The sequence below is a fragment of the Paenibacillus sp. FW101-FHT12H11 genome, assembly GCF_058790355.1.
In genome coordinates, this window is the sequence record NZ_JBYTCO010000002.1 from 814413 (window position 1) to 827360 (window position 12948).

At 48.0% G+C, this 12948-nt stretch carries 12 protein-coding genes; 4 read left to right on the forward strand and 8 right to left on the reverse strand.

Annotation, left to right across the window (positions count from 1 at the left end; translation table 11 throughout):
• The first annotated feature begins 5 nt into the window (after window positions 1-5).
• Window positions 6-707 carry a LuxR C-terminal-related transcriptional regulator gene (locus AC3WTJ_RS09495; protein ID WP_492521555.1) on the forward strand — a complete coding sequence of 234 codons (702 nt, stop codon included), beginning with the start codon at window positions 6-8 and terminating at the stop codon, window positions 705-707.
• On the opposite strand, the gene AC3WTJ_RS09500 is transcribed toward AC3WTJ_RS09495, so the two are convergent.
• Complete coding sequence (locus AC3WTJ_RS09500) at window positions 704-1549, reverse strand: YitT family protein (RefSeq protein ID WP_492521669.1); 846 nt, start codon at window positions 1547-1549, stop codon at window positions 704-706. The genes AC3WTJ_RS09495 and AC3WTJ_RS09500 overlap by 4 nt on opposite strands.
• Window positions 1550-1807: 258 nt before the next feature.
• On the opposite strand from AC3WTJ_RS09500, the gene AC3WTJ_RS09505 reads away from it, so the two are divergent.
• Window positions 1808-3922 (forward strand): LTA synthase family protein, encoded by a 2115-nt coding sequence (locus AC3WTJ_RS09505; protein WP_492521556.1) that lies wholly within the window; start codon window positions 1808-1810, stop codon window positions 3920-3922.
• A 74-nt stretch (window positions 3923-3996) separates the two neighbouring features.
• Here AC3WTJ_RS09505 and AC3WTJ_RS09510 read toward each other — a convergent pair whose 3' ends face one another.
• The gene (locus AC3WTJ_RS09510; RefSeq protein ID WP_157319877.1) at window positions 3997-5016 is read right to left on the reverse strand and encodes a Gfo/Idh/MocA family protein; all 1020 of its coding nucleotides are present in this window, start codon (window positions 5014-5016) and stop codon (window positions 3997-3999) included.
• Window positions 5017-5052: 36 nt separating this feature from the next.
• The gene (locus AC3WTJ_RS09515) at window positions 5053-5826 is read right to left on the reverse strand and encodes a sugar phosphate isomerase/epimerase family protein (protein ID WP_157319875.1); all 774 of its coding nucleotides are present in this window, start codon (window positions 5824-5826) and stop codon (window positions 5053-5055) included.
• A 134-nt stretch (window positions 5827-5960) separates the two neighbouring features.
• Between AC3WTJ_RS09515 and AC3WTJ_RS09520 the strand changes: the two genes are divergently transcribed.
• On the forward strand, window positions 5961-6761 hold the full coding sequence (locus AC3WTJ_RS09520; RefSeq protein WP_407872063.1) for an AraC family transcriptional regulator: 801 nt from the start codon (window positions 5961-5963) through the stop codon (window positions 6759-6761).
• A 251-nt stretch (window positions 6762-7012) separates the two neighbouring features.
• Window positions 7013-7240 (forward strand): 3-dehydroquinate dehydratase, encoded by a 228-nt coding sequence (locus AC3WTJ_RS09525; protein ID WP_127449564.1) that lies wholly within the window; start codon window positions 7013-7015, stop codon window positions 7238-7240.
• Window positions 7241-7283: 43 nt separating this feature from the next.
• On the opposite strand, the gene AC3WTJ_RS09530 is transcribed toward AC3WTJ_RS09525, so the two are convergent.
• From AC3WTJ_RS09530 to AC3WTJ_RS09550, 5 genes are all read right to left on the reverse strand, one after another.
• The gene (locus AC3WTJ_RS09530; protein WP_492521557.1) at window positions 7284-7796 is read right to left on the reverse strand and encodes a DinB family protein; all 513 of its coding nucleotides are present in this window, start codon (window positions 7794-7796) and stop codon (window positions 7284-7286) included.
• Between the two features lie 67 nt (window positions 7797-7863).
• Entirely contained in the window at window positions 7864-10059 is a 2196-nt protein-coding gene (locus tag AC3WTJ_RS09535; protein ID WP_492521558.1) for an alpha-galactosidase, read from the reverse strand.
• Between the two features lie 161 nt (window positions 10060-10220).
• Window positions 10221-10508, reverse strand: coding sequence for a ferredoxin family protein (locus AC3WTJ_RS09540; protein ID WP_407872060.1), 288 nt, complete (start codon window positions 10506-10508; stop codon window positions 10221-10223).
• Window positions 10505-11815, reverse strand: coding sequence for an FAD-dependent oxidoreductase (locus tag AC3WTJ_RS09545; protein ID WP_181646549.1), 1311 nt, complete (start codon window positions 11813-11815; stop codon window positions 10505-10507). The genes AC3WTJ_RS09540 and AC3WTJ_RS09545 overlap by 4 nt, the downstream gene beginning before the upstream one ends.
• On the reverse strand, window positions 11812-12924 hold the full coding sequence (locus tag AC3WTJ_RS09550) for an electron transfer flavoprotein subunit alpha/FixB family protein (RefSeq protein ID WP_492521559.1): 1113 nt from the start codon (window positions 12922-12924) through the stop codon (window positions 11812-11814). The genes AC3WTJ_RS09545 and AC3WTJ_RS09550 overlap by 4 nt, the downstream gene beginning before the upstream one ends.
• Between the last annotated feature and the right edge of the window lie 24 nt (window positions 12925-12948).

Here is a 12948-nt window from a genome sequence, read left to right on the forward strand (position 1 = left end):
TCAAGATGGAACCAATTCGTATATTAATCGTTGAGGATGACCTGGATTGGCTGCGCGGCCTCAAAGCGTATTTAGACCGGCAGCCTGATCTGCAAGTCATTCGTACCCTCTCTACCGCAGAAGAAGCGAGAGAGCTCTTTACGGCGTCTGAACCGGATGCTGACGTTGTACTTATGGACATTATGCTGCAGAATGAACCTGCAGGGATCGGCCTTGCCGAGCAGGCCCTTTTGGCGTGGGGTGCCAAAGTCATCATGTTAACTTCTATGGAGGAAAAGGACTTCATTTTCCGATCCTTCCAAGCCGGCGCCATCGATTACCAAATCAAATCCAGATTTGAGGAACTACCGGATATCATCCGCGGTGCGCATGCCCGGAAAGCGTCCATTAACGCCGCTGTAGCCGAGCAAATGCGGGAAGAGTTTCGCAGGCTCAAGCGGCTTGAACATCAATTCAAGGTCAAGGAAGCCCGCGATTTGATCACACCGACAGAACTTCAAGTACTGGAAATGATTGATCAAGGCCATACACAAACGGAAATTGCGAGCCGTTTTTTCATTTCGCTGCGGACAGTGAAAATTCATGTGGGCCATATATTGAAGAAATTAGGAAGTCCAAGCAGCAAGGATGCCGCTCAGAAAATGAGAGAATTAGGACTGTTCGAGCGAGGAAACTCGACACAGACAAGTGATAGCGAAAAGGACTAGTGAATATCCTTCTTTTTAAATCTTCCGCCTTTGACATCGTGGATATTGCCGACTGCGAGGAATGCCGATGGATCGAGTTCATCAACAATGGATTTCAGCTTCGCCTCCTCCAGTCGCGTGATGACACAGAAGATAACCTTTTTATTGTCTCCGGAGAAACCGCCTTCCCCTTCCAAATACGTAACACCACGCCCCAGACGGTCCAAAATGGCTTCTCCGATCTGTCTAAACTGATCACTGATGATCCAAACGGATTTGGACTCGTCGAAACCCTCAATCGTCACATCAATCATTTTATAAGCGATAAAATAAGCAATTAATGAGTACATCGCGCGATCCCAGCTGTATACAAAACCTGCACTGCCTAGAATAAATACGTTGAAAAACATCACAACCTCGCCGACGGAAAAAGGAATCTTTTTCGAGATCAGAATCGCAATAATTTCTGTTCCGTCAAGCGATCCTCCGAATCGGATAACCATCCCGACGCCAATCCCCAGGATAATCCCTCCAAATACGGCAGCCAATAAAGGGTCATTCGTCAGTTCATGAACCGGATGAAGCAAGGCCGTGCCTGCGGACATCACCAGAATAGCGAATAATGTCGATAACGCGAACGTTTTTCCGATCATTTTATAGCCGATAAACAGGAATGGAAGATTTAATAGCGTAAGGAAAATCCCTACCTGAATGTGGGTTAAATAAGACAAAATGATGGAAATACCGGTGATACCACCATCAATAATTTTGTTAGGAACCAAAAATATTTCGAGTCCGACAGCCATTAAGGCTGCACCGATAAATAGAAAGACACCCCTCCGCAGTAAGCTGGTTTTGGTCATCCTGCGATGCTGCGCTCTAATGGCAGCTCTCTTCTGCAATTGAATCTGTTCTTTAGCCATCGTTCATCCCCTTTCGTCACTTACATTTTTCTACTTACTATCTTCTCGTCGGAACCATCATTTCCCTGCCTAAAGCAGCCAATTTTTCACGTCAAAATGCCTTAAAATAATTAGATAAACTACCATCGAATATTGCCGATTCCCATGGTATAATGTCAGATGTCCTTTACAATTTATCTACAATCCATAGGAGAAAATATGAAATTACATCTAGAACGTTTACTGCAGCTGTCCCGGCAGCGGCTGCCCTTTATTCTTATAGCTTTAATTCCTGTGGTCATCATGGAAATTTTAAGCCGCGGTCAATATATAGAGATGTTCACCTGGAGCTATAAACATATAATTGAGTTGCTTTATAATGAATGGATTGTATTTAGTCTGCTCCTGCTTTTCATCGCCATTATTGGCCGTACTAGAGTAGCCTATTGGATTCTTTCAGGCATCCTGCTGGTGATGGGACTCATTAGCGGGATAAAACTCAAAATACTAGGTGTCCCTTTGACGCCTTGGGATATTGTATTAGCAGGCGAAGCATCCGATATGGTGCAATATATTAAAAATATTTTCACCTTCAATGTGCTGTTTATGATCGTGTTGTTCCTTGCAGCCAGCTATCTCTTGTTATACCGCACACAGTTATTTATGAAGAAAATTCATATAAAAGAACGGGGAATTGTCGCTGTTATTGCGCTAGCCATGTTGGCAGCGGTTTATACCGATTTGCCACTACCTGTTCAGAAATGGTGCGGCATTAAAGCTTCGGTATGGAATCAGGTTGAAAATACGCAAACCAACGGTTATGCGCTAGCCACGTTCCTGAATACCAAGTCGATGTTCAGCGATAAAAGAGAAGGTTACGACGATAAAGCGGTCGAAGCCATCGTCAGCAACTCACCTAAACCGCCGATTAAAGCCGGCGATCCGAATGTTAAGCCGAATGTGATTGTCGTATTGAGCGAAGCATTCTGGGATCCTACCGTGATCAAAGGCGTACAATTCAGCCAGGATCCGATCCCATTTTTTCACCAATTACAGCAGACAGGTACGAGCGGTACCATGCTTTCGCCGCAGTACGGCGGTGGGACTGCCAATGTGGAGTTTGAGGTTTTGACGGGGAACTCGATGCGCTTCTTGCCGCAAGGATCGATTGCGTATAACCAATTTATTACGAATGAAGTGGATTCCTTAGCCAGTATTTATGCGAGACAAGGTTACACTTCGACAGCTATTAATCCTTTCTATAATTGGTTTTTTAATAGTAATAGAGTGTATAAAGACTTCGGTTTCTCTAAATATATTCCGATTGAGTATTTTAAACCTAATTATTCCGGCCCTTATATCGCTGATAGCGAGGTTGCTGCGAATATTATTCATACGACGGATCTCAGTGAGGGTCCCGACTTTGTTTTCGCGAACACGATGGAAAATCATTTCCATTTCTTCCCGGGCAAATTCCCTAAAAATACGTTTGATGTCACAGGGGACATGTCTCCTTCTTCTCAAGGTATGCTCGAAACGCTTGCCCAAGGCATCAATGCATCAGATAGAATGCTGAAAGAGCTTGTCGAGTATTATGAGAAAAAAGGCGAGCCTACCATTATCGCATTCTGGGGCGACCATTTGCCGGCCTTAGGCGATGATTACGCCACCTATATTGATACCAAGTATATTAGTGGTAAAGATGATCCGGATTTCTTGAAAAAAATGTACAGCGTTCCCCTTGTCGTTTGGAACAATTTCGACACGGAGCGCAAGGATAAGCTTAATATCAGTCCATCATTCCTAGGTCCTTATCTTATTGAATTATCTAAACAGCAAGGCAGCTATTATACTAATTATTTGAGCCAACTTTCGAAAAAGATCCCTATCATCCCGCCCAAAGATTATTTTGAGGCGATGCACATCAACGAACAAGATTTAAAAGACTATGAAACCTTGCAGTATGACATTATGTTTGGCGACCGACATGCCTACAAGGATTACAAGGTGCCTATTATTAATTCGAAATATATGCTCGGTTTTGGTCCCATTCTCCTTGATAAAGTCGAAGCAGATACACAAGACCAAGATATCTCCGGGCGCTCCAGTGTTACACTCCTGATACGCGGCAATAACTTGCCCCCTCTCAGCATTGTAACGCTGAACGGTAAAGCCATTCCGACGACATGGCAAGATGAGCACATGGTTACGGCCAGGGTGGAAGGCAATTTGCTAAAAGCCGGCATTTGGGACATCCAAGTGCAGGTGAAAGACTCGAAGGAAACGGTAGTGGGGAAATCGAACACGCTCCCGATTGAGATGGGCGGAAGATAAATTAAATAAAAGAGAGTGTCCAACAGCCAAATTCATGGCTTGTGGGACACTCTCTTTTTTCATATAAAATGCAATTAGAGCGTAATGACTTTGCCTGTTGCTTCGGATTCGAATGCAGCCAAGATAACTTCCAAGGAACGTTTGCCTTCTTCGCCAGAAATGCGCGGTTTTGTACCACTCACGATGCAAGATACGAACTCATCGATTACGCCGCTGACCGTTTGCTTCTCATTCGTCGCTACTTGGCCAACTTTGTAACGTTCAACCGTGCCGTTACGAAGTTCAACGATAACTTGATCGTTAGGATCTGTATCGATTTTGATAACGCCGTTCTCGCACCAGAGAACCGTGGAGTTGTCTTGGCCTTTGTAGTATGTCCAGCTTGCAACTAGAGAGCCAGTAGCGCCGCTCTTCATGCGCAGCAAACAAGTGGAGTTATCATCTACATCCGTTCCCTCTTTGTGAATAGTGCCCACGAAAGCTGCCACTTGTGCAACTTCATCATTCAACAAATAACGGATCAAATCGGATTTGTGCACGCCAAGGTCGCCCATTGCACCCATGATGGCTTCTTCTTTGCGGAAGAACCAGCTCTCGCGGCCGTCAACGCTCCAGCCTTCCGGTCCCGGATGTCCGAAAGAGGTGCGGAATGTCAGCACTTTGCCCAGCTTGCCGGATTCCAAAATTTCTTTCGCTTTCACGTGCGGCGCCATTAGACGTTGGTTGTGACCAACCATCAAGAACACGCCGTTTTTCTTAGCAGCTTCAATCATAGCTTCCGCTTCTTCAGCTGTAGCAGCCATTGGCTTCTCTACAAGTACGTGCGCGCCAGCATTCGCTGCGGCAATAGAAACTTCTGCGTGCAAATAGTTAGGCGTACATACGCTAACAGCATCGACTTTTTCTTCTTTCAGCATTTCAGCGTAGCTGCTGTAAGCTTTTCCGCCGTGAAGTTGAGCGTAATGCTCAGCTCTTTCGATAATCGGATCAACGAAAGCAACAAGCTCAACATTAGGATTCAATGCGTATTCCGGGATATGTCTATGTTTGGAAATCGAGCCGCAACCAACGACGGCCACTTTAATTTTACTCATTTTAATTGTACACTCCTCTAAAAGATAAGTTATGAATTAGTTAGGAACAACGTTGATGTAATGCTCTTTAACCCAGTTCAAACTGTTTTCAATGCTCACAAGTGGCGGCTTCTGGCAGTGATCCTGCTCAACTACAAGCCATTCCACGCCTGCTTGCTCAGCAGCTTTAATCACTTGCTCCAGTGGAACTTCGCCTAAGCCCAGCTCCAACGTAACCAGCTTGCCTTCAGCATCCTTGGAGAAATCTTTGAAATGAAGCAGCGGCAGACGTCCAGCATACTTGGCAATATAAGCTAATGGATCTTGTCCTGCATATTTAACCCAGCACACGTCCATTTCCACTTGAATCGCATCTTTCCCCGCGTACATCGCATCAAAGACGAACTCGCCGTCTACCTTATGATGAAATTCGAAATCATGGTTATGGTATAAGAACTGCAAACCTTGTTTGCCAACTTCAATCGCAATTTGCTCACACTCAGCAATTAGCTTTCTCCATTGTTCTGCATTCTCACGTTCTTCAGCACCCACATAAGGGCAGATCGCATATTTCGCGCCAATCGTGTGCAGGTAGTCGATTTCGCCTTGCAGATCATTGCGGAATCTCTCCAGACTTACATGGCTGCCAATAGCTTTCAGGCCAAGCTCATCCAGCAATTCTTTCATTTCAGCAGCAGGCTTGTCAAAATAACCCGCAAACTCAACGCCTTCATACCCTAACTTCGCAACATGGCGAAGTGTGCCTTCCAAGTCTTTAGCCATATCATCACGAAGTGTATACAATTGAAGACCGATTCCTAAACGTCCCATTTGTTTCCCTCTTTTCTTAAATTCCAATTTATGCATTTCTTTAACCTTGTAGTCAGTATAACGGAACATAGCTTATTATGACCATTCACGATATAATCAAAACATCTCTTATTTGGCTACGAAAGGTGATTACCATGGATACGGAGCTGTTGACCTGCGGCTATTCTTTTCATATGGAACCGTTTAATGTGAGTACGAAATCCGGACTCAATACTTATCTTTTCCGTTTACAGACAGAGGGTACATGTGAAATTCTCGTTGATGGGCAAATGATTCAAATCGAATCGGGCCATTTGCTTCTATATAAGCCGGGCGATCCGTACGAGTTAAAGATCGAACCTGCGAAAGATAACCCCGGCGGCAAAATCGCCAGCGGAGATTATTATTTATTTTGCAAAGGGGCATGGATCGACGCCTGGTGGAAACGGAGCTACAAGCAAACTTGCACACGAATCGATCTAGATGCGCGGCTCATTTCGCTTTGGCGCCAGCTTATTCTTGAAAAACGCAGAATGGAAGAGGAAAACCGGGAGCTTAGCGGGTATTTGCTGCAGGCGTTATGCCTGTATGTGGAACGCGCGGCAACGGAAACCGTCTCCTTGCAAGGACGTCCTTTTACGGGCACCCGGATGAAACGGTTTATTGAGGCGCATGCAACAGCCACTTTCAAAGTGGACGATGTTGCTGACCATGTGGGACTCAGCGTTTCCCGCGCTGTTCACTTGTTCAAGGAATGCTTCGGCAAAACCATGATCCAGTACGCCTTGGAAGTCCGTTTATCCAGTGCAGTGGAACGCATGCATGATAGCTCCATGTCCTTGGAGCAAATCGCCTTGAGCTGCGGCTTTGGCAGCTATCCATACTTTCATCGCGCCTTTAAACATCGATTCGGGATCTCTCCAAAGCTGTATCGGCAGAAAGATTCGCAAAATTAACGAAAATTCACAAATTTTTCATGTAGTTTTTCTTAGACTATGGAACTTTTTTGCCTTCTAAATCGTATATTCTTTGACAACTGAAAAAGCTAGTCGTTTACTAGATCCAAAATGAGGAATTATTTTGAATAGTTTTAACATATATACATGAAATGCAAGTTTGTTTCAAAATTGTAAAACTATTTTAAGGTTAAATTAATAATCCTCATATATGCTTGATGTATATCCAATTCCTAGGATGGTGAAAATCTATGAAAATGTTTATTACGATTCATAACAAACCCGTGCCTGTCTACTCCGATGAGAAAAATAAAAAGAAATTCAACCTATTGAAATCCGCTCTTGAAGCGAAAGTTACGAAAGGCAGAGCCACCATTAAGAAATGTTTGGAGTCGATCATTAGCATCGAAATCGTTGGCTGTGAAGCGATCCTTCATTCCTTTAACGAACGCGATTCGTTGGCTTTATCGCTATATTAAAAAAAGAGTTTGTCGAGGGCGTCCCCCAGACAAACTCTTTTTTCTATAAATATCTTTCCTTCACAATGCTTAGATGGTGTTCAGCATGACCGGCAATCACGTAAGCAAGGCCTCGTGCAGTGATGTCAAACGTGCTGACGTTCGCCTGGCGCGACCAAGCGGAATCTGCAATCGTACGGCGAAGCGTTAAGGTCGCCTGCCGGACCGCCTTGAAATCATTTAATAGATCCTCGATAGACAGCTCGTCGAACGAAGTATTCGCAACAAAGACGTCTTGATCAAATCCGGGCAGTACCGTCGCATCTCCGCGAGAAATACGCAGCATCCGGTAGCTCATTACCCGCTCTGTGTCCGTAATATGCCCTAATACTTCCTTCAAGCTCCATTTCTCCGGCGCATAGCGATATCGTGCCTTTTCATCGTCGATCTCCCCAAATAAAGCAAGGATTTCATCACGTTGACGATCTAAGAACACCTCGTATTCCTCGTCAGTCACTTTGCTGATGTACTGTTCATAATATGGCGCGTATTCATCTTTCCCAGGCCGCTTCAACATAGCGCAGTAATCTCCCTTCCATGATCAGTCTATTTATGTAATAGACTAATCATAGCGGAAATTTGGATCATTGAGAAGATGCCTGTAGCACCCATATTTTACTTTGGAAGTCTCCGCGCAAATCGTTGACGGGAAGACCGGCGTATAGCAGGTGATCGCCAGGATACTCCTCTTCCTTGCCCGCAATGCGGTAATCGAAATCTGGGTTAAGCCCTTTTAACCGCAGTGATTTGAGAGGTGCGTTCGGTTCTGCCAATACGCGGAAGTAGCCGACCAGCGCTTGTTTCTTATCTTCAGAGACGATCATCCAAGCCGTTTCGTTGCCCTCAAACGGACTTAACAGACGATACAAGTCTCCGAATTGGACAAGCGGACGAATTTCTTTGTAGTTCGCGATTTGCTGTTTAACAATCTCTTTCTCTTCATCCGTGAAACGGGTGAGATCCAGCTCGTAACCGAAGTTTCCGGACATCGCCACATCACCGCGCATCTTCAGCGAGGTTTCGCGGTGCACCTGGTGATTCGGAACAGCGGATACGTGCGCGCCCATCGAGCTTACCGGATAGACGATACTTGTACCGTATTGAATTTTCAAGCGGGAAACAGCGTCCGTATTGTCGCTCGTCCACGTTTGCGGCATGTAATAAAGCATGCCAGGGTCGAAGCGGCCTCCCCCACCAGAGCAGCTTTCGAACAAAATATGCGGAAATTCTTTCGTTAACGATTCTAGAACGCGATATAGCCCTAGGATATAACGATGAGCGGTTTCCCGTTGTCTTTCTGGCGGCAGCGCGGCGGAGCCGATTTCCGTCATATTGCGGTTCATGTCCCATTTGACATAAGTAATCGGGCTGCTGCTCAGAATGTTGCGAATCATCCCCAAGATGGCCTCGCATACATCCTCGCGAGAGAAGTCCAGAATTAATTGCTGCCGGCCCTCTGTACGGCGGCGGTTCGGCACGTGCAAGCACCAATCTGGATGCTGCCGGTACAGTTCGCTGTTCGGAGACACCATCTCCGGTTCAAACCAAAGTCCGAATTGAAGCCCCATGCCGTTCACTCGGGCAACCAAATCTTCCAACCCATTCGGCAGCTTCGCTTTATCGACGAACCAGTCTCCCAGGGAGCTATTGTCGCTGTCTCTTTTGCCGAACCAGCCGTCGTCAAGGACAAACAACTCAATGCCAAGGTCCTTGCCCGCTTTGGCGATGCTTTCGATTTTGTCGGCGTTAAATTGGAAATACGTCGCTTCCCAGTTATTCACGAGCACCGGTCTCGTACGATCACGGAACTCCCCACGGCATAGTCGGGTACGGTACAGTTTGTGATAAGACCGGGACATTTCCCCTAAACCGGAGCTGGAGTAAACCATAACGGCTTCAGGCGTCTGAAAAGCTTGTCCAGGCTCAAGCAGCCAAGAGAAATCAAACGGATTAATTCCCATGGAAACACGTGTATTCCCATACGGCTCTACTTCGGCATGAGCGGCAAAATTCCCGCTGTACACGAGGCTAAACCCGTATACATCCCCATGGTCTTCGCTTGCTTCTTTGGAGAGCAATGCAATGAATGGGTTATGCTGATGGCTGCTGGATCCGCGGCGGCTTTCTACCGTCAATTTGCCGGGAGCAAGCGCTCTGCGTTCGATATGCCGTTCTCTCACCCAGCTGCCTGAAAGCTGCAGCAAATCAAATTCGCTGTGCGAATAATCAACGCTCATACTAAGCGCGCGAAGCAGCTTCAAATCAGCTGTGCCTTCGTTCACGAAACGCACGGATCTGGTCAATGCCGCATGCTGGTCAAAGATGGTGTAAGAAAGAATGACGCGCAAACCAATCAACGCATCCACTAATTCCAACTCAAGCGTTTGCGCTTCGTTCTCATTCTCTGTATACGTAGCTGGCAAACCTTCTAATGCAGGCTTACCTGCGTAAATTCGATGCTTATCATAGATTAGTTCAGTAATCGTCGACCCGTTCGAAAGCGCAACTTGATAAGCAGGCTCCCGGAAGTCACTTGTTCCATAGGCCGGATATTCCTGCGGTAACGTATCGAAAGAGATGCTGCGGTCTTCCGGAACCGGGTTCGGAGAGAACGAACATCTTTCATGAAATTGTAAAATGGCGGCCAATTGCCCGGACCGGATGGGGCGACCCCAGTAGACATGTGCCGGGTAAGCATTTTGGACAAGCTGAATCACATAACTCATCTGGCTGTTTTTTAAATGGAAAATACCTTGTGTCTGTTCAAAAGTTATCTGCATAATATCCCTCCTGCTCCTTATTATCTTATTCTTTGCCAATCCGCACTATGGAGATTGTACACTTACATATGGAGAAATGTAGTTTTGCTATAGTATTCCCTAATTTCAGCAAAAAGGAGCAGCGGCTCGAAAGCCCTGCTCCCTTCCATAAATCCTTCCATTTAGCCGAATTTATACGTCATGCCGTACCCACCTTTGGGATACACCCAATCAATGTTGTGCGACGGACAGGCAATTCGGCAGGTTCCGCACTCAATGCAATTCTCAAAGGCGACTGTCGTAATCTTGAGTTTCTTTTCCCATTCATACACGTCTGACGGACAAAAGTAGTTGCAATCCTTGGTCACACAACTCAAGCAAGTTTGTTTGTCTTTAATGACGAGGTGTGACTTGTCGTCGCATTTGTAACGGATCGTAAACAGCTTATCAGAAATGTCGCTTTGACTCATCCGTTCATCGCCCTCCATCCCTTGTAGCCCAGCTTCATCAAATTCACCGTGCCGCCTGCGGCGTTTTTAATCAGCTTCATGGCCATTTTCTGCTTATCCGCCTTGGCAATGCCATCTACCAGGAACATGTTGTAAGCCGCTTCATTCAGCGCTCTTGGCAGCTTATCAAACAGGAGTTCAGGGTCCTGCTCCTTCAGGAATTGATGCATGCCCTTATACTTTTGCAAATCTTTGTGCACAAAGGATTCGCGTATCTTTTGATCATACGCTTGCAGCGAAGCGGCGGTGTAATCCCCGCGCCCTTTGGCCTCCACAATGGCCTCGCCTGCCAATCGGCCGGAAGTCATTGCCAAATTCGTGCCTTCCCGATGGACGAAATTGATGAGCTGCGCAGCATCCCCGCAGACGCACCAGCCGTTGCCCGAGAGCGGAGGAATGGAGTGAAAGCCGCCTTCCGGAATCAAATGCCCGGAGTACTCTTTCGTTTCTCCTCCCTGTATCAGCTTGCGAATCATGGGATGCTGTTTCACCGCGTCCAGAACGGCATAAGGCTTCACTTTTTTATCGCGCAAATGGTTGACCATCACGCCTACTCCTAAGGAAATCGTATCTTTATTCGTATAAAGGAACCCCATCCCCGCCATGCCGAGTGAAGTTTCGCCCATAAATTCAATCGTCACGCCCTCGTCGCCTTCCAGCCCGAAGCGGTCCTCGATTTTCTCTTTGGGCAGCGCAATCACTTCTTTCACGGCAAGCGACACTTGGTCCGGCGTCCATTCCTTATGAATGCCCATGGCTTTTCCGAGCAAGGAATTGACGCCATCGGCAATCACGACAACGTCGGCATACAAATCGCCGTCATCCCGATCCGTTTTAACCCCAACAACCTTATCGCCCTCACGAATGACATCCAACGCAACGGTTTCATACACAGGGATGGCTCCGGCGGCAACCGCTTTATCGGCAAACCATTGATCAAATTTGACACGTAAACCGGTGAAACAGTTGTAAGGTTCTTTGTACGCCTCATTGCGGTGACCGAATGTGACCATCGATTCTTTGCCCATCATCCAAATGCGCTGCTCCACAATGTACCGTTCCATCGGAAAGTTCTTCTCTTTCCAGAACTCGGGAACGAGCTCTTCAATTTGCTTCCGGTAGAGGACACCGCCGAAAATGTTTTTGGCACCGGGGAACTCCCCACGTTCCAGAAGTACAACAGATAACCCGGCTCGCGCCATGGTTAACGCTGCTGCAGCACCGGCTGGCCCCCCGCCAACGACGATTGCATCAAATTTTTCATTCACTTGGCCTCACTCCTTTCCAGCGTTGGTACGGAAGCGGTTGTATCGGCAGCGGGTTTGGCAAACAGGGTACGGCGTTTTTTCACCTCTTGCGTGATCGCCGGAACCAGTTTAAACAGATCGCCCACCATCCCGTAGTGGGCAAATTGGAAAATAGGCGCTTTCTCGTCTTTGTTAATGGCGACGACAACGTCCGCGTTGCTCATGCCCACGGTATGCTGCACAGCGCCGGAGATGCCGATGGCGAAGTACAGCTTCGGCCGCACGGTCGCACCGGTCTGCCCGACCTGGTGCTCGTGTCCGATCCAGCCCGCATCCACCGCCGCGCGGGATGCGCCAACGACACCGCCGAGCGCCTCCGCCAGCTCGGCGAGCAGCCCGAAGGGCTCAGGGCCGCCTAATCCGCGGCCCCCAGCCACAATAATCTCGGCGTCCTCGAGATTGAGCTTGCCCGTTTCGTGCAGGAAGTCCAGCACCTGCGCGGCAATCTCTTCCTCCCGCATCGCCGCCTCGATGGCGACGATTTCGCCTTGGCGCGCCATGTCCTTCGGCAGCGCCTGGAACACCCCGGCCCGCGCCGTCGCCATCTGCGGCCGGTACTGCTTGCAGAGGATGGTGGCCATCATCTTCTCGGAAAAAGCCGGCCGGCTGGCCAGCAGCAGCCGCGACGGAGGCGGCTCCACGTCGAGCTGCGTCGTGTCGGCCGTCAACCCCGTCGGCAGGTGCGTCGCGATGGCGCCTGCCAGATCCCGGCCCGTTGCTGTCGCGCCGAACAGCACGATCTCGGGCTTTGCTTCCTCTATCAGCTTCAAACAGACCCGGCTGTAGGGCCGGGTTCGGTACGTGCGAAGCTCCGGCGCTTCGCAGAGGTACACCCGGTCCGCGCCGTAGTGCACGGCTTCATCGGCGAGGTGGGCTACACCTTCGCCGATGACGAGCGCCATGAGCGGCGTGTCCAGCTTCGCTGCCAGCTTCTTCCCTTCACCCAGGAGCTGCCAAGACACCTTTTTCGCTACTCCGTCCCGCTGCTCCACTACGATTAATACTCCCCGATAAGCGGACCAATCGGGCATTGCCGCTTCGGCCTGCTCCGTCGTTTGTTCATTGGCCATAGTGACTTCCTCCATTCGTTACAT